Origin of the sequence: Microbacterium sp. NPDC089321 (assembly GCF_040684935.1) — a bacterium.
Taxonomy (GTDB): domain Bacteria; phylum Actinomycetota; class Actinomycetes; order Actinomycetales; family Microbacteriaceae; genus Microbacterium.
The window spans coordinates 318,917-338,369 of the sequence record NZ_JBFBGX010000001.1 but is presented as its reverse complement, the minus strand read 5'-3'; the positions used below and the strand labels follow the sequence as shown (position 1 = coordinate 338,369).

At 70.2% G+C, this 19,453-nt stretch carries 14 protein-coding genes; 6 read left to right on the top strand and 8 right to left on the bottom strand.

Translation table 11 applies throughout. The features are described 5' to 3' along the window. The first annotated feature begins 15 nt into the window (after positions 1 to 15). Together AB0N59_RS01550 and AB0N59_RS01545 are read left to right on the top strand one after the other, a co-directional pair. Positions 16 to 771 carry an ABC transporter ATP-binding protein gene (locus AB0N59_RS01550; RefSeq protein ID WP_363477763.1) on the top strand — a complete coding sequence of 252 codons (756 nt, stop codon included), beginning with the start codon at positions 16 to 18 and terminating at the stop codon, positions 769 to 771. Continuing rightward, positions 768 to 1,502: an ABC transporter permease gene (locus tag AB0N59_RS01545; protein ID WP_363477760.1), complete on the top strand. Its 735-nt coding sequence runs from the start codon at positions 768 to 770 to the stop codon at positions 1,500 to 1,502. The genes AB0N59_RS01550 and AB0N59_RS01545 overlap by 4 nt, the downstream gene beginning before the upstream one ends. Before the next feature lie 48 nt (positions 1,503 to 1,550). On the opposite strand, the gene AB0N59_RS01540 is transcribed toward AB0N59_RS01545, so the two are convergent. The 4 genes from AB0N59_RS01540 to AB0N59_RS01525 form a co-directional block, all read right to left on the bottom strand. Then, entirely contained in the window at positions 1,551 to 1,970 is a 420-nt protein-coding gene (locus AB0N59_RS01540) for a hypothetical protein (protein WP_363477757.1), read from the bottom strand. Between the two features lie 136 nt (positions 1,971 to 2,106). Then, the gene (hrpB, locus tag AB0N59_RS01535) at positions 2,107 to 4,692 is read right to left on the bottom strand and encodes an ATP-dependent helicase HrpB (protein ID WP_363477754.1); all 2,586 of its coding nucleotides are present in this window, start codon (positions 4,690 to 4,692) and stop codon (positions 2,107 to 2,109) included. A gap of 65 nt (positions 4,693 to 4,757) precedes the next feature. After that, positions 4,758 to 6,380 carry an SPFH domain-containing protein gene (locus tag AB0N59_RS01530; protein WP_363477751.1) on the bottom strand — a complete coding sequence of 541 codons (1,623 nt, stop codon included), beginning with the start codon at positions 6,378 to 6,380 and terminating at the stop codon, positions 4,758 to 4,760. Between the two features lie 105 nt (positions 6,381 to 6,485). Further along, positions 6,486 to 6,917 (bottom strand): MarR family transcriptional regulator, encoded by a 432-nt coding sequence (locus AB0N59_RS01525; protein WP_363477748.1) that lies wholly within the window; start codon positions 6,915 to 6,917, stop codon positions 6,486 to 6,488. 393 nt (positions 6,918 to 7,310) lie between these two features. Between AB0N59_RS01525 and AB0N59_RS01520 the strand changes: the two genes are divergently transcribed. Continuing rightward, the gene (locus AB0N59_RS01520; RefSeq protein ID WP_363477745.1) at positions 7,311 to 8,285 is read left to right on the top strand and encodes a helix-turn-helix domain-containing protein; all 975 of its coding nucleotides are present in this window, start codon (positions 7,311 to 7,313) and stop codon (positions 8,283 to 8,285) included. Positions 8,286 to 8,348: 63 nt separating this feature from the next. Here AB0N59_RS01520 and AB0N59_RS01515 read toward each other — a convergent pair whose 3' ends face one another. Next, positions 8,349 to 10,175, bottom strand: a complete 1,827-nt coding sequence (locus AB0N59_RS01515) for a 5'-nucleotidase C-terminal domain-containing protein (RefSeq protein WP_363477742.1) — start codon at positions 10,173 to 10,175, stop codon at positions 8,349 to 8,351. Between the two features lie 85 nt (positions 10,176 to 10,260). Between AB0N59_RS01515 and AB0N59_RS01510 the strand changes: the two genes are divergently transcribed. Together AB0N59_RS01510 and AB0N59_RS01505 are read left to right on the top strand one after the other, a co-directional pair. Next, positions 10,261 to 11,538, top strand: a complete 1,278-nt coding sequence (locus AB0N59_RS01510; RefSeq protein WP_363477739.1) for an alpha-L-fucosidase — start codon at positions 10,261 to 10,263, stop codon at positions 11,536 to 11,538. 68 nt (positions 11,539 to 11,606) lie between these two features. Then, a complete protein-coding gene (locus AB0N59_RS01505) occupies positions 11,607 to 12,317 on the top strand; it encodes an aspartate/glutamate racemase family protein (protein WP_363477736.1) in 711 nt (236 codons plus the stop codon). Positions 12,318 to 12,454: 137 nt separating this feature from the next. Here the strand turns inward: AB0N59_RS01505 and AB0N59_RS01500 are convergent, their stop codons facing one another. Then, positions 12,455 to 13,399 (bottom strand): LysR substrate-binding domain-containing protein, encoded by a 945-nt coding sequence (locus tag AB0N59_RS01500; RefSeq protein WP_363477734.1) that lies wholly within the window; start codon positions 13,397 to 13,399, stop codon positions 12,455 to 12,457. A 70-nt stretch (positions 13,400 to 13,469) separates the two neighbouring features. Here AB0N59_RS01500 and AB0N59_RS01495 point away from each other — a divergent pair, with 70 nt between their 5' ends. Further along, positions 13,470 to 15,218 (top strand): FAD-binding protein, encoded by a 1,749-nt coding sequence (locus AB0N59_RS01495; RefSeq protein ID WP_363477731.1) that lies wholly within the window; start codon positions 13,470 to 13,472, stop codon positions 15,216 to 15,218. Positions 15,219 to 15,368: 150 nt separating this feature from the next. On the opposite strand, the gene treZ is transcribed toward AB0N59_RS01495, so the two are convergent. Then, on the bottom strand, positions 15,369 to 17,108 hold the full coding sequence (gene treZ, locus AB0N59_RS01490; RefSeq protein ID WP_363477728.1) for a malto-oligosyltrehalose trehalohydrolase: 1,740 nt from the start codon (positions 17,106 to 17,108) through the stop codon (positions 15,369 to 15,371). Further along, on the bottom strand, positions 17,105 to 19,453 hold the full coding sequence (gene treY / locus AB0N59_RS01485) for a malto-oligosyltrehalose synthase (RefSeq protein WP_363477725.1): 2,349 nt from the start codon (positions 19,451 to 19,453) through the stop codon (positions 17,105 to 17,107). Before treY ends, treZ begins: the two co-directional genes overlap by 4 nt.

Genomic DNA, 19,453 nt, shown 5'->3' with positions numbered 1-19,453 from the left:
GCGGATAATCGACGCATGACGAACCCGGATGCCGTCGTCATCGACGGGCTGCGTGTGCGGCGCGGGCACCATGAGGTGCTCGACGGACTGTCGCTGCGCATTCCCCGCGGACAGGTCATCGGACTGCTCGGGCCCTCGGGCTGCGGCAAGACGACCCTCATGCGCTCGATCGTCGGGGTGCAGCGCACCCACGGCGGCACCGTGACCGTGCTCGGAGCGCCGGCCGGATCGGGCGCGCTTCGGCACCGGGTCTCGTACGGCACGCAGGGCTCGGCGGTCTATGACGACCTCAGCGTCCGCGAGAACCTGCGCTACTTCGCATCCGTCCTCGGAGCACCCCGAACCGACGTCGCCGAGGTGATCGAGCGGGTCGGGCTCACCGGGCAGGCGCAGCAGCGCGTCGCCGACCTCAGCGGTGGTCAGCAGAATCGCGTCTCGCTCGCCGCAGCGCTGCTCGGCGATCCCGAGCTGGTCGTGCTCGACGAGCCGACCGTCGGACTCGATCCGATGCTGCGAGCGGAGCTGTGGGCTCTGTTCAGGGACATCGCCGACGGCGGCACGACGATGCTCGTGTCGAGCCACGTCATGGACGAGGCTCTGCGCTGCGACCGGCTGCTGCTCATGCGCGACGGTCGCATCATCGCCGACACCACGCCACGACAGCTGCTCGCGGATACCGGGCAGACCGACGCCGAGAGCGCCTTCCTCGTCGTCATCGAACGCGACGCGGGCCATGAGACGCGGCGCTCGCGACGGGAGGTCGGACGATGACCTTCCGCCGCACGCTCGCGACCGCGGGGCGGGTGCTGAGCCAGCTGCGTCACGACCCGCGGTCGATCGCCCTGATGCTCGTCGCGCCGAGCCTGCTCGTCGGCCTGTTCGCCTGGCTGTTCTCGGATCAGGACGGCGTCTTCGACCGCTTCGGCGGTGCGATCCTCGCGCTGTTCCCCTTCATCGTGATGTTCCTGATCACCTCGATCACGACCCTTCGCGAGCGGCGCTCGGGCACGCTCGAGCGACTCATGACGACACCGCTCGGCAAAGCCGACTTCATCATCGGCTATGCGCTGGCGTTCGGTGCGATGGCTGTTCTGCAGGCGATCGTCACGGTCGCCTTCGCCGTGTACGTGTGCGGCCTTCAGGTCGACGGTCCGCTGTGGCAGCTCGGCCTCGTCGCCGTGGTGGATGCCGTGCTCGGAACGGCCCTCGGCCTGCTGGCGAGCGCGTTCGCGCAGACGGAGTTCCAGGCCGTGCAGTTCATGCCGGTGCTGGTCTTTCCGCAGATCATCCTCGGTGGACTCTTCATGCCCCGCGACCAGATGCCCGACGTGCTCTACGCGATCTCGCAGTGGCTGCCCCTGAGTCACGCGATCGACGCGATCCAGGCGGTGACCGCGGGCGACGAGGGGTGGGATGTCGGCGCGCCGCTGCTGATCGTCGCGGCATTCGCCGTCGGGTGCCTGGTGCTGGCGCCCCTGACGCTGCGCCGCCGCACCGCATGACGGATCCGGATGCCCGTGCGCCTGGCATCCGGATCCGGGTCGTGCAGATCAGCCGAACTCGACGCCGCACGCCATGTAGGCGCCCATGATCTCACCGCCGTAAGCGGAGAACACCAGGTCGATGCCCTTGCCGTCGCTGTCGAGATGGTCGTTCGGGTTGTGCGCGAGCAGGGTGCCGTCCTGCCCGTTCGCGCCCTTCACCTTGACGGTGAACGATGCCGGGCCGTCGTACTCGTCCAGGATGCACTCGGCCTGCTCCTGCGTGTAGCCCATGCCGACGCCCTCCATGACGACATCTTCGACGACGAGAGTCCACCAGCTCTGCGAGTTCTTGCCGGCCGCCGCGTTGCCCTGGTCGGAGCGGTTCGGGTTGAAGCAGTCGTGTGCCGAGGCGGCCATGCCCCCTCCGAGCACGAGCGCGGCCGTGAGGCCGAGGGTCGTGCCGGCGTACGTGAGGAACTTCTTCATTGATGTTTCCTTTCGCCCGACGCAGTCGGTCCCTCCGCCGCGTCATCGAACGATCTTCCAGGGGCGACACGCGTAGAGCATCGGTGAGAGCACGGAGAAGAACACCGAGAAGCCCCGCCCCGGTACGCAGAACCGTTCAGTCGCGGGCTGCGCGTCGAGTGGTGTGCCTGGTGGGCGCGGCCGCCCACGGATCCTCGGGCCACGGATGCTTCGGGTATCGCCCCCGCATCTCGGCGCGCACCTGGGCGTAGGGGCCTGACCAGAACGACGCGAGGTCGCCGGTGACGGCGAGCGGGCGCCCGGCGGGTGAGAGCAGGTGGAACAGCACGGGCACGCGACCGGCGGCGATCCGCGGCGTCTCGGCCCAGCCGAAGCATTCCTGCAGCTTGACGGCGACGACGGGTCGAGCCTCGGGATCATCGAGCGGCGGATACGAGACGCGGACGCGCGAGCCGCTGGGCACCTCGAGCCGGTCGGGTGCGAGTGAGTCGAACTCGGTGGCGGCCGGCCACGGCAGCAGCCGGCGCAAGGGTGCGGCGAGATCGATGCGGGCCGCGGGGGTGCCGTTCGCGAGAGCCGCGAGCTCGGGGTCGAGCCACTCGTCGAGGCGGGCCAGCAACCCGTCATCCGACACATCGGGCCAGGGGGAGCCCAGCTCACGGTGCAGCAGGGCCAGTCGACGGCGCAGCTCGTCTGCCGCGTCCGACCAGGTGAACACGTCGAGACCCCGCGCACGCACGGCGCGCTGCACGGCATCCCGTCCCTCCTCGGCCGACGCGCGCACCGGAACCGACGAGCGCACGATGGCGCCGACGCGGCGCTCGCGACGCGCGCTGACCCGCCCGCCCGCCAGCTCCGCCTCGACACGATCGGTGATCAGGTGGTCGGCGGCGCGCTCGACCTGCTGCTCGGTGATCGGTGCCGCCGCACGGATCACCGCGCCCGTTCCTGCGGCGACTCGGGCGGTCGCCCGCGCGACGTCGGCCACAGCCAGCCACTCCGCGTCGGCGAGCGGGCCGCCGATGCCGGCCCGGGTTCCGGATGCCAGCAGGAACGTCGCGCCGTCGGCCGAGCGCTCGACGCGCTTGGCGATGCGTTCGGGGTAGGCGAGGGCGACGACGAGCCCGACGCCGTCTCGTTCGCTGCCCGTGCGGCCGACCGGTGCGAGACGCAGCAGGCGCTCGACCTCGCGCGACCAGCGCTGCGCCTCGGGGCCACGTGCGTGTCGCAGCGCCGACAGCGCCGCGACGAGGTCGGCATCGCGCACGCGGGTGTCACCGTCCACCAGCGCGACCACCTCGGCGGCGGTGCGCGGCCCGACGAGCGCGGAGCCGTCGCACAGCGCACGTGCCAGGCGCGGGTCGGTCGGTATCCGCGCCAGTGCCCGCCCCTCATCGGTCGCGCGGCCGTCGTCGTCGACCGCCCCCAGAGCGTGCAGCACGGCGACGGCGTCGCGCAGGCCGTCGGCGGGCAGCGGATCGACGAGACGCAGGCCGGCTCCGCCCGGCGCGCCCCAGCAGGCGAGCAGCAGGGCCGCGTCGGCGAGGTCGGCGGTGATGATCTCGGGCGCAGGTCGTGCAGGAGCAGCAGAATAGGTGCGCTCGTCGATGCAGCGAACGACCGTGCCCGGCCCCTGGCGGGTCGCGCGTCCGGCGCGCTGGACGCAGGACGACCGCGATGCCGCCGTCGTCACGAGCCCGGTCATGCCGCGCGCCGCATCGCGCTGCGGTTGGCGGGCCAGGCAGCTGTCGACCACGAGCCGCACACCCGGCACCGTCAGCGACGACTCGGCCAGAGACGTCGTGACGATGATGCGCGGCGGGTCCTGCGGCCGGCGCCCCCGGATCACGGCATCCTGCGCGGCGGGCGGCAGCTGACCGTGCAGCTCTCGCACGTCGAGGGCCGGTGCCAGATCGGCGATGCGACGGGCGACCTCTGCCACTTCGCGCGCTCCTGGCACGAAGACGAGGGCATCGGCGGCGGCATCGTCGCGGGCGAGGTCCAGCGCAGCGGATGCGGCCGTGCGAGCGACATGATCGAGGAACCCCCGGGTGACCCCTCGTTCGTCGAGCCTCGGGGCCGCGCTGGGGGCCCACCGCTCGACGAGCGGGTGCGCGGCGACGGTGTGCTCGATGACCGGAGCCGGTGCGTCGTCTGCACCGATCACGGCGGCGATGCGCTGAGCGTCGAGAGTCGCCGACATTGCCACGAGCGTGAGGTCGTCGCGCAGCTCGCGCACTTCGCCGAGCAGGCCGATGAGCAGATCGGTCTCGAGCGCCCGCTCGTGCACCTCGTCGAGGACGACGGCATCGACGCCGTCGAGCCCGGGGTCATCGAGCATCCGGCGCAGCAGAACCCCGGCCGTGACGAACTCGATCCGCGTCGCGCTGCTCGCCGAGCGCTCGCCGCGCATTGTGAAGCCGACACGGTCGCCGAGTGGAGAGCCGTCGAGCTGGGCGAGGCGACGGGCCGCAGCCCGGGCGGCGACCCGGCGCGGCTGCGTGACGATCACGCGACCGGTGCTGCGGGCGGCGAGCACGGGAGGGACGAGCGTCGTCTTGCCCGTACCAGGCGGCGCGCTGATGACGACCGCGGTGCTGGTGTCGAGGGCGTCGCCGACATGATCGAGCGCTGCAGCGAACGACAGGCCCGCGCCGATACGGCCGAGGTCGAACGCAGCTGAGGTCACCCGTCCAGTCTGCCCCTTCGCTCCCGGCGGCATGCACCGGTGGCACGACGCGCAGAAGCCGCCTCGCGGTGGCGAGACGGCTCCTGCGATGTGGGCGATTACGCGCCGGCGAACGGCTCCGCCGCGTCGTCGACGCGGCGCTCGACCACGGTCGACGTGGGCGCTGCGGTCGACGCGGATGCCGTGGGCTGGGCATCCGTCGCCTGCGCGACTCCCGCGCCGAAGCTGCGGCCGACGGCCTGGCCCTGGATGATCGCGGCGAGGTCGAGACCGGTCGCCGCGCTCACGCTGTCGAACACCGAGCGCATCGCCTTGGCGCTGTCTCCGCCGACCACGCTCGACGCGCCCTCTTCACCGGCTCCGCCGATGATCGACACGTTGCCGATGGCGGAGTAGCCCTTGGCGAACTCGGCCATGATCGACGGCAGCACCTCGAGCACGCGCTGCGAGAGGAACGCCTCCTGGTTCGAGGCGATGGCCTTGGCCTCCGCCTCGACCGCGGCGGCGCGCGCCTCACCCTCGGCGCGGATCGCCTCTGCTTCTGCGCCGGCGCGCAGGCGGCGGGCCTCTGCCTCGGCCTCAGCCTGTGCGCGAAGCGCGTTCGCGTCACCGGTGGCCTTCGCCTCGGCGGCGGCGGCCTCACCGGCCGCACGGGCCCTGTCGGCCTGCGCCTGCTGCTCGGCGATGCGGGTGCGCGCCTCTGCCTGCTTGACCTGCTCGATCGCGGCGGCCTCCGCAGCCTTCTCGCGGGTGAACAGATCCGCCTGCGCACGGGTCTCGGCCTCGTACCGCTGAGCGTCGGCGACGCGCTTGACGTCGGCGTCGAGCTGAGCCTGCTTGTTCTCGGCCTGCTGCTGCAGAACGGCCTGCTCGGCCTGCGCGCGAGCGAGCTGCTCGGCCTGCTCCGCCTCGGCGCGAGCACGGCCGATGCCGGCGTTGGCGTTGGCCGTGTTCGTGTCGAGCGCGGTCTGCTCGATCAGGTTCGCTTCCTGGTTGGCGATGTTCTTCTGGTTGATCGCCCGGTCGGCGTTGGTCTGCGAGATCTCTGCGGCCTGACGCTTCGCCTGGATCTCGGGCGCACCGAGCGACTGGATGTAGCCGACCTTGTCGGTGATGCCCTTGATCTGGAACGAGTCGAGGATCAGACCCTGCTCGGCGAGCTCCTGAGAGACGTCGGCGGCGATCTGGTCGGAGAACTTCTTGCGCTCGCGCATCAGCTCGACGACCGACAGCGTCGCGACGATTCCGCGCAGAGCACCCTCGAGCTGCTCGGTGGTGAACTGCTCGATCGCCTTGTCCTGCGAGGCGAAGCGCTCGGCGGCGCGACGCACGTAGAGGGGGTCGGAGCCGATCTTGACGATCGCCACTCCGTCGACATTGAGCGTGACGCTGTCGAGCGACTGGGCCTCGGCGTTCAGCGACACCTGACGCGAACGCAGCGAGATGATCTCGTGGCGCTGCGTGATCGGGTTGACCAGCGACTTGCCGTTGACGATCACGGTGACCGGCGACTCCTCGGTCTCGCCGCGGGTCGTGCCGTCGGCGGCGATGACGGTGCGCTGCACTTTCTGCTTGCGGCCCGAGATGACGAGCGCCTCGTCTGCGCGGGCGACCTTGATCCAGCTGCGTGCGAACAGCAGCAGGATCAATGCGATGACGATCGCGGCGGCGACCGCGATTCCGATGACGACCAGGATGCCGATTGCTCCGGCGAGCTCCATGGTGACCTTCCTTTCCCCCTCGTAGGTTTCAGGTCCACCCTGCCAGAGTCTCGATGAGCGCCGAGTCTCGGTGAGCGCCGAGTCCCGGTCATCGCCGAGCTCCGGTCAGCGCGTGCGGCGGAGCTTCTGCGTCAGTTCGAGCAGCGTCGCGAGCTCGGCGTCGTCGAGGGGTGACATCTTCTCTGCGATGGTGCGGCCGTGCACGGTCGCCAGCTGGCGGAAGGCCTTCGCTCCGGCATCGGTCGCGGTGATCACCGCGCCCCGACCGTCGTCGGGGTCGATGGCCTTCGTGATCAGCCCTCTGGTCACCATGCGGTCGATGAGCCGCGAGACGCTCGGCTGGCTGATGAGCGACTTCGCGGTGATGTCGCGCAGCCGTGAGGTCATGTCGGGGGCGCGCACGACCGTGAGAAGCACGTCGTACTCGCCCTGTGCCAGATCGGATCCTTCGAAGTCGACGGCCATCTCGGCCAGCAGCTGATGCTGCGCGCGGAACAGGCTCTCCCAGGCCTGAAGGGCGAGCTCACGGTCGGTCATGATCTCAGCGTACTGTCGGCCGGCGACGTCGGAGGGGCAGCAGTAAGGGCCGGTCGGAGAGGCTTCCGGCCGGCCCTTGTCCCTTGCACCAAAGAGAGTCCTGCAATCACATGCGGTGGATGCCACAGCAAACATTCACCGTGCGACGAGTGTATAACGGCGAGATAACGAATGCAACGGTTTGGTCACAAGATCTGTGAATCAGGAGGCGCGTCCCCCGAGGCGTATCGCGCCCCGCAGATTCGGTCAGCGTCGCCGCACTCCCTGCCACCTTCGTCGAGACCGGGCAACACGGCTCCGCTGCCGATGTCTCTTGTGCGGGACCGCGATCCGCGGACCGCAGATCAGCCGCGTCCGGAGAAGGCCATGAGAAATCGAGCTCTCAGGGAGTTGATGCCTGCGCGCGAGCAGCAGGGCTGGCGGGGCCTCGAGGGCCATCGGCGCTACCAGCACTCGCCGGCGGCAGGCGACGAGGTCTGGATCTCGACCTTCATCCGCGGCACGGGACTCGAGGTTCTCGAAGGCGATCCACGCCTGCTCGAGCTGAAGGCGATCCGCTTCGACGACTACCTCGTGGGCCGCGTGCGTGCTCCGGCGATGCGCGTGCTGTGGGGGCGCACACGCCAGCCGGCCGGTTCGCGCTACACGGTGGTGTTCGTCAACCACGGTGCGGTCACGGTCGACTGCAGCGCACCGACCTGGGCCTCGTCAGAAGGCGGGCTCTGCGTGGTCTTCCCCGGAACCGAGCCCATCGAGATGCACACCGAAGACGGAACCGAGATGATCGTCTTCACGTTCGATCGCTCGGAGATCGCGCCTCACGTGCTCACGAACGCCAACATGGCTGACATCCGGCCGGGCATGACCGTGCTTCGCGCCACATACGCCTACCTGAGCGCGCTGGTCGACGAGCCGCGATCCTCAGACGCTGCAGAAGAGCAGAGCGAGGTGCTGCGCGCGCTCACTCGTGACGTCGCGGTGGCCTTCACCAGGACGGCGATCGTCGACGACCACTACGAGGGCACTCTGCTTCTCGCGCAGCGCCGCATCGACGAGAGCTCATCAGACCCGGGCTTCGGCGTCGAGCGGCTGGCCGCGGCCTGCAATGTCTCGCGCCGCACGCTCGACCGGGTCTTCGAGAAGAATCGGCTTCGCGTCGCGGAGGAGATCCGCCGCTCGCGCTCGCGGCGAGCGTTCGCGCTTCTCACCGAGAACAGAGCACTCGGGCTGAAAGAGGTGGCCGAGGCGAGCGGCTTCGGCTCCATCACGACCATGAACCGGGCGCTCCGCGCGACCTACGGTGTGAGCGCGGGTGGTGTGCGGGCAACCCGCGCGGTGCCGTTCTCGACGTCGGATCCCGCCACCTGACAGCCGCGGGGCCGCCTCGCCTAGAGCGAGACAGCCACGCGAGCCACGCGACGCGCGGCAGGCTCAGAACACCGGCACCCCGTCGCGCACGAGCTTCCAGTTCACGACGTGGAAGTCGGCGGGGTCGATCACGCCGGCATCCGTCGCGTACTGCACGATCGCCTCGCGGATCGCGACCTGCGCGTTGTAGACGACCGGCGCGGTCGAGATGTGCGGGAAGCCGCCGCCGCCCGACTGACGGTAGTTGTTCACCGCGACGACGAACCTGGCATCCGCCGCGATGGGGGAGCCGTTCCACGACAGGTTCGCGATGCGCGAGCCCACCGGCTTCGCGATGTCGATGTCGTAGGTGACGCCCGAGAACTGGTCGTAGTTGTAGTCGGGCGTCCCGTTCGCGTTCGTCCAGCCGCCCGGATCGACGGGTGCGCCAGGGGCGACCGTGGCGAAGTACTTCGCCGAGTACTCCAGGTACTCCTTGATCTGGGCGCCGGTGAGTACGGATGCCATCAGCGTGTTGTCGTAGATGTACAGGCCGGCCACGTCGCGGATCGTCACCTCACCGGCCGGGAACCTCGCCGCTCGGCTGAACGGGGCCGCGATCGAGATCACGGGCAGCGCGGCCTCAGCGGTGCCGGCGATGGCCGCGGTGACGGTGTCGACCTGCACCTTGTTGACGTAGTCGAGGATCGCGGTGTCCTTCCAGCACGACTCCGCCGCCGACAGCTCCTCCGTCGAGGTCGCGACGGTCTTGTTCACGTACCTCACGACCGCGTCGTGCTGCGCCTGCACGACCGCGACGAGCGCCGGGTCGTCTTCGACGGTGTTGGTGTTGAGGTTGGTGGCCCGCTTCGACGCGACCCGCCACTGCCCCTTGACCTGCTGCAGCTCGATGTCGAACACGCTCAGCCGCTGGCCCCAGCACATCGGCTCGCTCATGACGACCTGATTGCCGTCAGGGCCGGTGACGAAGCGCTCGGGGATGTCCTTGTGCGCGTGGCCGAACAGGATCGCGTCGATGCCGGCGACCTGCTGCGCGAGCAACCCGGCGGCGTTCTCGACGGGCAGCTCGCTGCCGTACGACGAGGTGCCGCTGTCGCCGGAGTGCACGCTCACGACGACCACGTCGACGCCCTGCTGCCGGATGATCGGCACCCAGTACTTCGCCGTGGCGACGATGTCGAGCACGTCGAGCCTGCCGCTCACGTTCGCCTTGTCCCAGATGACGGTGCCGGGGTTCGTGAGCCCGAGCACGCCGACGCGGATGGGCTTCGCGCCCTTCACCTTCATCGTCTTGATGACGTACGGGGTGTAGGCGGGCACCTTGGTGCCGATGCGCACGGCGTTCGCGGCGAGTGCCGGCGCCTTCAGCTGCGAGGTGAACGTGTCGAGGAACTCGAGGCCGTAGTTGAACTCGTGGTTGCCCAGGGCGACGGCGTCGTAGCCGATGGCGTTCATCTGGGCGGCGATCGGATGCATGGCGCCGGTCTTCGTGATCGGCTCGACCGTCGCGTAGTAGAAGCCGAGAGGCGTGCCCTGGATGGTGTCGCCGGCGTCGAACAGCAGCGTGTGGTCGCGGCCTCGGTCGGCGCGCACCTGGTTCACGACGCTGGAGAGTCGCGCGAGGCCGACCACGTTGCCCTTGCCGTCGCTGAACGCGGCGTCTTTGTAGTAATCCCAGTTCAGCGCGTTGGAGTGGATGTCGGACGAGCCCATGATCGTGATCGTCACGGACTTGCCCTCCCCGCCCTGAGCCGCGGAGGCCGACTGCGGCTGCGCGACCCAGCCGGCGGCCGCGAGCGCGCTCGCCGCTGTGACTCCGGTGAGGAATCCGCGACGGCTCAGTCCTTCGGGCGAGTCGACGGGGACGTGGTTGTGCTGTTCGTCTGTCATAAGCACCGATGCAACCACCGGCATCCGACACAGACAAGGCCCGGGCGGTGAACGCCCCGGGAATGGTGGTCATTACAGTGAGGGGATGCCTGAGATCCACGTCCCCACCGCCGGCCAGCTCGCCTGGCAGAGCGCCGAGTTCGGGCTCTTCGTCCATTTCGGCCTCAACTCCGTGCACGGCAGGGAGTGGAGCGACGGCACCCTGCCCGCAGGCAGCTTCGACCCCGCCGATCTCGACGCCGCAGCATGGGCGAGGACGGCCGTCGATGTCGGCGCCCGTTACCTGATTCTCACGGCCAAGCACCACGACGGATTCTGCCTGTGGCAGACCGCGACGACCGACTACTCCGTGGCCTCCTCTCCGTGGAAGGAGGGCAGGGGAGACGTGGTGGCGGAGGTCGCCCTGGCCTGCCGAGACGCGGGCATCGGCTTCGGCATCTACCTCTCGCCCTGGGACCGCAACGCCGAGTGCTACGACGACCCGCAGGCGTACAGCGAGTTCTATGCGCGACAGCTGAGCGAACTGTGCACCCGGTACGGTCCGCTGGTCGAGATCTGGTTCGACGGCGCCGGCTCCGACGGCTACGTGTACGACTGGGAGCGCATCATCTCCGTCATCGACGAGCACCAGCCCGACGCGATGGTGTTCAACATGGGCCGGCCCACGATCCGCTGGGTGGGCAACGAGAACGGCCTCGCCGCCGACCCGGTCGAGTACGTCGTCGACCGCACCCACCTCAGCAACTACACCGCGAAATCCATCGACATGGGCGAGGCGGCGTACCTCCCGCCCGAGTGCGACGTGTCGATCCGGCGCGGGTGGTTCTGGCATCCGGATGACGAGCCCAAGACCGTCGACCACCTCATGGCGATCATGTACGGCTCGATCGGCATGGGCGCGAACCTGCTGCTGAACGTGCCGCCCACGCCGCGAGGGGTCTTCGACCCGGCGGATGTGCAGCGCCTCGCCGAGTGGCGGACGGAGTGGGATCGCCGCTTCGGCTCTCCCATCGCGGCGCAGGTCGAGCGCGACGGTGCGGAGTGGCTGGTGCGCTTCGCGCAGCCGACTCGCATCGACCATCTCCGCCTGCGCGAAGATCTGACCGCGGGACAGCGCATCACGGCGCACGAGGTCGTCGCGGATGCGGATGCGGATGCCGACCCCGAGGTCATCGCCGAGGGCCTGACCGTCGGGCAGGGCCGCATCCACGCGTTCCCCGCGCGTGAGGTGACCGAACTGCGCATCCGCGTGCGCGGAGAAGGCGCGACGCTCACTGAGGTCACCGGCTTCCTCACGGGTCACGAGACCATCCCGCAGCCGCCGGAGGGATACGAGGCCCCGACGGACGCTCCTCTCGCCTGACCGCAGGGGTACATTCGATGGATGCGAACGGCCCGTCATCCTGCCCGAGACCGCGCCGAGAGGTGCCGATGAAGACCATCGGCGTGCTCGGCGGCATGAGCTGGGAATCCTCTCTCGAGTGGTACCGGCTCGCCAATGAGCGGGTGCGCGACGCTCTCGGAGGACATCATTCGGCGCGCGTCATCCTCGATTCGGTGGACTTCGCCGAGATCGAGCAGCTTCAGGCGCGCGGCGACTGGGGTGCGGCCGGCTCGCTGCTCGCCGAGCGCGCCCGTGGCCTCGAGCGTGCGGGCGCCGACCTCATCGTGCTCTGCACCAACACGATGCATCTGGTCGCAGACCGCATTGAGGACGCCATAGGCATCCCGTTCCTGCACATCGCCGACACCACCGCCGCCGCGGTGCGCCATGCGGGCATCGGGAGGGTCGGCCTTCTCGGCACGGCCTTCACGATGGAGCATCCCTTCTACCGCGAGCGTCTCGAGACCCACGCGATCGAGGTGCTCGTTCCGAGCTCCGAGCAGCGTGCGCGCGTGCACGCGGTCATCTACGACGAGCTCGTGCACGGGGTCATTCGTCCGGAGTCCCGCGCGTACTACCGCGAGGTGATCGACGAGCTCGCAGCGCGAGGCGCCGAGGGAGTGATTCTGGGGTGCACCGAGATCGAGCTGCTCATCTCGGCGGCCGACTCGCCGGTGCCGGTCTTCCCGACCACGGCGCTGCACGTCGATGCGGCGCTCGCCGCGGCGGGAGCGACGCCGGGCCCTCGTTCACGCTGATACGACCCGCCCGTCGTGAGCTTCGCGCACACGCTCACAACTCAGGAAGAACCCGCTGATCGGCCCGGGTTGCGACGGGTGTGCGGCCGATTCGCATCGGATCTCCTGAGTTATGCGCAGCTCCAGCCAGCGGATGGTCACCTGGCGAGGTCGATCCGGCCGCCGAGGTCGCCGTCGTCCGCCAGGCGGGCGACCACGTCGAACACCGTGCGCTCGATCGCCGCGACGGCCGGCGTCTGCCGCACGGCCGCGCGCCGCGAGAGGTTGACGGTGCGGGTCATCGCGGGAGCCGTCAGCTCGGAGCCGCGCAGCTCGGGTCGGTGCAGCAGCACGGTGGCCGGCACGACGGCGACGCCGATGCCCCGCGCGACGAAGCGCAGCACGGCATCCATCTCGGCCCCCTCGACAGCGATGGTGGGCCTGAGGCCCGCCGCCTCGAAGGCCGCGTCGGTGGCGAGGCGCAGGTCGTAGCTGCGGTTGAACGCGACCTGCGGCAGCTCGGCGAGCTCGGCGACCGTCAGGCGGGTCGGCAGATCGGCGTGCGCTCGAAGCGACGGTTCGGCGGCGGATGCCACCATCAGCTCCTCTCGGAACAGCGCGACGCGCTCGACCGCGCTGTCGTCGCGCACGTTCGGGCGGGTGATGGTGAGGGCGAGATCGAGGGAGCCCTCACCGAGGGCGTCGACCAGGGCGTGCGAGCCGGCCTCGGAGATGTGCAGGTCGACCCCCGGATGCTCGCGGTGGAACTGCGCGATCACCTCGGCGACCACCGAGACGCACAGCGTCGGCGTCGCACCCAGTCGCACGCGTCCGCGGCGCAGACCCGCGAGCTCCTCCATCGCGTGATGTGCGGAGTCGGCATCCGCCAGCATCCGCCGCGCTATCGGCAGCAGCGCCTCGCCTGCGGCGGTGATGGCGACGCCCGTTCGGTCGCGCTGGAACAGTGTCGCTCCGAGGTCTGCCTCGAGTGCCTGGATCTGCCTCGACAGCGAGGGCTGGGTCAGGAAGAGCTCCTCGGCGGCTCGCGTGAAGTGCTCGAGGCGGGCCACGCTCTCGAAGGCTCTCAGCTGCTCGAGTTTCATGCCCTCAGCGTATCGAAATGACACGGAACATGCATTGGCGCGATCAGAGCCGCCTTTCTAGCGTGGATGCATGAGCATTCAGCATCGCACCGAGCGCCGCCTGTCCACCTCCGTCCTCGTCATCGGCACGGGTGGTGCGGGGCTTCGCGCCTCGATCGAGCTCGCCGAACGCGGCATCGAGGTGCTCGCCGTCGGCAAGCGCCGCAAGCACGACGCGCACACCACCCTGGCTGCAGGCGGCATCAACGCGGCTCTCGGCACCATGGACCCCGAGGACTCGTGGCAGCAGCACGCGGCCGACACCCTTCGCGAGTCGTACTTCCTCGCCGACCCCGCGATCGTCGAGGTCGTCGCCCGCGGAGCCGCCCGCGGCATCGAAGACCTCGAGCGCTGGGGCATGCCGTTCGCCCGCGAAGACGACGGCCGCATCAGCCAGCGCTTCTTCGGCGCGCACCGGTATCGCCGCACGGCGTACGCCGGCGACTACACCGGGCTCGAGATCCAGCGCACCCTCATGCGACGGGCGGCCGAGCTGTCGGTGCCGATCATCGACACCGTCTACATCACGCGCATCCTCGTCGCCGACGGCACGGTCTTCGGCGCCTACGGCTTCGACGTCGTCGACGGCACCCCGGTCGTGATCCACGCCGATGCCGTGATCCTCGCCGCGGGCGGGCACACCCGCATCTGGCGCTACACATCGTCGCGACGCGACGAGAACACCGGTGACTCGTTCCGCCTCGCTGCGCTCGCGGGCGCCCGCATCCGCGACGCAGAGCTCGTGCAGTTCCACCCCTCGGGGCTGATAGAGCCCGACGACGCCGCCGGCACGCTGGTCTCGGAGGCGGCGCGCGGCGAGGGCGGGATCCTCACGAACGCTCTCGGTGAACGGTTCATGGAGCGCTACGACGCCGAGCGCATGGAGCTGTCGACCCGAGACCGCGTCGCACTGGCGAACTACACCGAGATCGCCGAAGGGCGCGGCACCGACAAGGGCGGCGTCTGGCTCGACGTATCTCACCTGCCGCGTGAGCAGATCCTCGAGAAGCTTCCCCGCCTGTACCGGACGATGATCGACCTGCAGATGCTCGACATCACCGAGAGCCCCATGCAGGTCGCTCCCACGGCGCACTACTCGATGGGCGGTGTGTGGGTGCGGCCCGACGACCACGGCACGGGCGTCGAAGGGCTGTACGCGATCGGCGAGGCGTCCAGCGGACTGCACGGAGCCAACCGCCTCGGCGGCAACTCCCTGATCGAGCTGATGGTCTACGGCCGCATCACCGGCGAGACCGCGGCGGAGTTCGTCAGCGCGCGCACCGAGGTGCGTCGCGACCCCGCCGCGGTGGCCGAGGCCCGAGCGGAGATCGACGGGTTCCTCAGCAGCACGGGCACCGAGACGCCGCGGCGCCTGCAGCGCGCGGTTCGCGACCTGATGACCGAGCACGCCGGTGTCATCCGCACCGAGGAGTCTCTGCGGGAGGGGCTGGCGAAGCTCGCCGTGCTCGAGGAGCGCGCGGCCCACGTCGGCGCCCACCCTGACATCGCCGGGTTCGACGATCTCGCGCACGCCTTCGATCTGCTCGGCTCGCTTCTCGCGGCCCGCGCCACGCTCGAATCGGCGATCGAGCGCCGGGAGACGCGCGGATGCCACAACCGCGCCGACTACCCCGAGACCGACCCGGCGCTGCGCGGCAACATGATCTGGAGCGCTGACGCCGGAGTGAGCTTCGAGCCGCTGCCCGACGCCCCCGACTCCTTCCGCGCTCTCGCCGAGCAGTCGGCTTCGGATTCGGTGGTCGGCAAGCTCGTGGAGTGAAGTCGGCGGGTCGGCACTGGAGCCCCTCTGCACAACTCCGGAGAAGCGCACCCTCCTGACCGGATTCCGGCGTGTATCCGGCGGATCCGGCGCGGATCTCCGGAGTTGTGCCGACGCGGAAGCGGTGAATGCCGCGTGCTGCCGCCCGGGTCAGCGCCGGACGATCGCGGCCGCCTCGGGCGGCACGGTCGTCCGGCCGCCTGACGTCTTCGGCTCTGCCGTGGTGAGCAGCACCTCGCCGGCGACGTCGAACGCGACGGCATCGGCGGTCAGGTTGATCAGGATGCTGATCGCACCGCGGTCGATGCGCCATGCCCGCCGCTGCGGCTCACCGCTCTCGACGATCAGCTCGACCGACGGCCGGTGCAGGCGCGGATCGGTCAGCTCCGGATGCTCTCGCCGCAGCCGCGCGAGCCGGCGGTGCAGCTCGAGAAGCCGCGCATGACGGGGCTTCTCCCGCTCGTCCCAGTCGAGGCGCGAGCACTCGAAGGTCGCGGGATCCTGCGGATCGGGTACGAGGCGGGCATCCCACCCCATCCGCGCGAACTCGGCGGTGCGGCCCTCGGCGGTCGCGCGACCGAGCTCCGGCTCGGGATGCGAGGTGAAGAACTGCCAGGGCGTCGAGGCGCCCCACTCCTCGCCCATGAACAGCATGGGCGTTCCCGGCGCGGTGAGCGTGAGCACGGCGGCGACCGCCAGCCGGCCCTCCGACAGGGTTGCGCTGAGCCGGTCGCCCGCGGCCCGATTGCCGATCTGATCATGATCCTGAGCGAAGGTGACCAGCCGCCAGGCGGGCACCTCGCGAGGGATGGGCGAGCCGTGCACGCGATCGCGGAACGACGAGAACGTGCCGTCGTGGAAGAAGCCGCCGCTGGTGACCTTCTCCAGCGCGTCGGCGTCGGCGAAGTCGGCGTAGTAGCCCGACACCTCCCCCGTGAGCGCGACGTGCACGGCATGGTGCCAGTCGTCCGACCACTGGCCGGACAGGCCGTAGCCGCCTGCCTCACGAGGCAGGATCAGGGTCGGGTCGTTCAGGTCCGACTCCGCGATCAGCGTCAGAGGCCTGCCCTCTTGCGCCGACAGGGCGTCGACACGCTCGGCGAGCTCTTTGAGGATGTGCGTGCGGCTCTCGTCGTGCAGTGCGTGCACGGCATCCAGCCGCAGACCGTCGACGTGCCTGTCACGCAGCCACATCAGCGCGTTCTCGATGATGTACTCGCGCACCTCTTGCTCTTCGAGATCGATCGAATCGCCCCATGCGTTGCTGCTGCCCGAGCGCAGATAGGGGCCGAACTCGGGCAGATAGTTGCCGCTCGGACCGAGGTGGTTGTAGACGACGTCCTGGATGACCGCGAGGCCGTGCGCGTGAGCGGCGTCGACGAAGCGCTGGTAGGCGCGCGGACCGCCGTAGCCCTCATGCACCGCGTACCAGAGCACTCCGTCGTAGCCCCAGTTTCGCGGGCCGTTGAAGGCGTTCACCGGCAGCAGCTCGACGTGCGTGACGCCGAGATCGACCAGGTGCTGCAGCCTCTCGACGGCCGAGTCGAGCGAGCCCTCCGGGGTGAAGGTGCCGAGGTGCAGCTCGTAGATGAGTCCGCCCGCGAGCTGCCGACCCGTCCAGCTCTGGTCGGTCCAGGTGAAGCCGGACTCGTCGAACGCCGCCGACGCCGCGTGAACACCGTCGGGCTGACGTCGGGAGCGCGGATCGGGCCGCAGCCGATCGTCGTCGCCGATCACGAAGCCGTAGCGCTCGCCGTCTCGCAGCGCGAGGTCGAGCCGCCAATGCCCTCCGCCCGCCGCGGTCAGCTCGTGCTCGTCGAGCGTCGCGCCGTCATCGCGCACCCGGCGCAGTCTCATCCGCTGCGCGCGCGGCGCCCAGACGTCGATCACCGCACATCCTGCAGCAGCGCCACGGGGTAGTGCTCGAGCAGTTCGGCGAGGCGCACCGGGCCGCCACCGAAGCGGCGCCCCGTGAGCACGTCGACCGACGGCAGCTCCGACCGCATCAGCATCGTCTCGCCCCACCCGCCGCGGCGCTCGAGGGCCACCGGCAGCCGCGTGGCGACCGTCGTCACGCCACCGCGGCTCGCGGCGATCGCGTGCGCGGCCGCAGACCCCGCCACCGTCTCTGGGCGGTAGACGGTGAACAGCTCGGGATGGTCGCGGCGCAGCCGCAGCGCCCGCGACGTCACGAGCAGCTTTGCGGCACCCTTGTCGTCGATCGCGGGCAGATCGCCCGCCGCGACGGCTGCGTCGAGGTCGGTCAGCATGCGCTCGCGCTGCGCGAAGTCGACGGGACGGCGGTTGTCGGGATCGACCAGCGACAGATCCCACAGCTCGCTGCCCTGGTACACATCGGGAACGCCGGGCGCGGTCAGCTGCAGCAGCTTGGCCGACAGCGAGTTCGACCATCCGTGACCGGCGATCTCGGCCACGAAGCCCTCGACGACCTTCTTCGCCGCGCCGTGCGCGGCCTCGGCGATCTTCTCGAGACCCTTCTCGAAACCGGCATCCGGATGCTGCCAGCCGGTCGACTCGCCCGCTTCGCGCGCCGCCTTGCGGGCGTACTCGAGCAGCCGCTCCGACGAGATCGGCCAGGCGCCGACGGCGGCCTGCCACAGCAGGTTGTCGAGCGGGCCGTGGCCGGTCGATGCGATGCCGCGCAGCTCGTCGAGCACCTCGCCCCACCGCTCGGGCAGCTCGGCGAGCACCGCGAGCCGGGCGCGCACGTCTTCGGATCGCTTGGTGTCGTGCGTCGACAGGGTGGTCATCGAACAGGGCCACGCCGCGAGGCGGCTCTGCTGCGCTGCATGGAACTGCGGGGTCGTCAGCGAGGCGACAGAGGGGTCGCCGCCCACCTCGGTCAGGGTTCCGAGGCGCGTGTACCGGTAGAAGGCGGTGTCTTCGACGCCCTTCGCCATGATCGCGCCCGACGTCTGCTGGAACCGCCGCGCGACGGGCAGGGTCGGGTCGGCGAGCAGCGGCTCGAGCTCGGCGATGGGCGATGCCAGGTCGGGGCGGCGACGCCTCGCCTCCTCGACCGCGTGACGCAGATGCTCGCGCCCGGCGGGAAGGTACGAGCGGTAGACGGGGAAGCAGGCGAGCAGCTCGGCGAACGCGTCGGCGGCGCCGAAGATGCCGAACGGCAGATCGCGGACGAGCCTGCGCACCTCGGACTGCAGCAGCCCGTCGGCCATGGCGCGCTTGGTGTCGTGGATGAGGTCGGCCCAGTCCTGCGCGACCGGCAGCCCGCTCTCAGCGCGCAGCCGCGCATCGAGCGCCGTGAGCTCGTCGACGCCCGAGGGGTCGACGAGCACCCTGTCGATCTCGCCGAGCGCGTCGTACCCCGTCGTGCCGTCGGTGCGCCACCACGACGGCAGCTGCTCGCCGTGCTCGAGGATCTTCTCGATCAGCGTGTACGCGCCGCCCGTGGCATCCGCGAGCCGCTCGAGGTAGCCCTCCGGGTCGTCGAGGCCGTCGGGATGGTCGACCCGGATGCCGTCGGCCAGCCCCTCGCGGATCCACCGCACGATCTCCTGATGCGATTGCGTGAAGACGTCGGGCAGCTCGACGCGGATGGCCGCGAGATCGGAGACGGCGAAGAAGCGCCGGTAGTTCAGCCCGTCGTTCTGGTCCTCCCAGTGGCGCAGGTCGTAGTGCTGGGCGTCGAGCAGGGCGGACAGGTCGTCGCTCCGCGCGCCCGTGCCGGGGGCGAGGGGAAGCACGTGCTCGAAGTACGACAGAGTGCCGTCGGGGGCGTCGGGCGCCGGGGTGCGATCGACCGAGATCTCCCCGCGCTCGACGACCTCGGCGGGGGCGTCGCCGAGCATCGGCAGCCGCACCTTGCCCTGACCTCGTTCCCAGTCGATGTCGAACGCGACCGCGTGAGCCGAGCCGCGGCCCAGGCGCAGCACGTCCCACCACCACGGGTTCTGCCGCGGTGCGGCGACACCCACGTGGTTGGGCACGATGTCGACCAGGATGCCGAGGCCGTGCGCGCGCGCCGCGGCCGAGAATGCGGTGAGACCGGACGCCCCGCCGCGCGATTCGTCGATGCGCGAGTGGTCGACGACGTCGTACCCGTGGCCCGATCCCTCCGTCGCCGCCAGCAGCGGTGACAGATACGCCCAGTCGGCCCCGAGCCGATGCAGATACCCCGTCACTCCGGCAGCCTCGTCGAGGGTGAAGCTCGACGTGATCTGCAGGCGGTACGTCGAATCGGGACGACTGGTCAT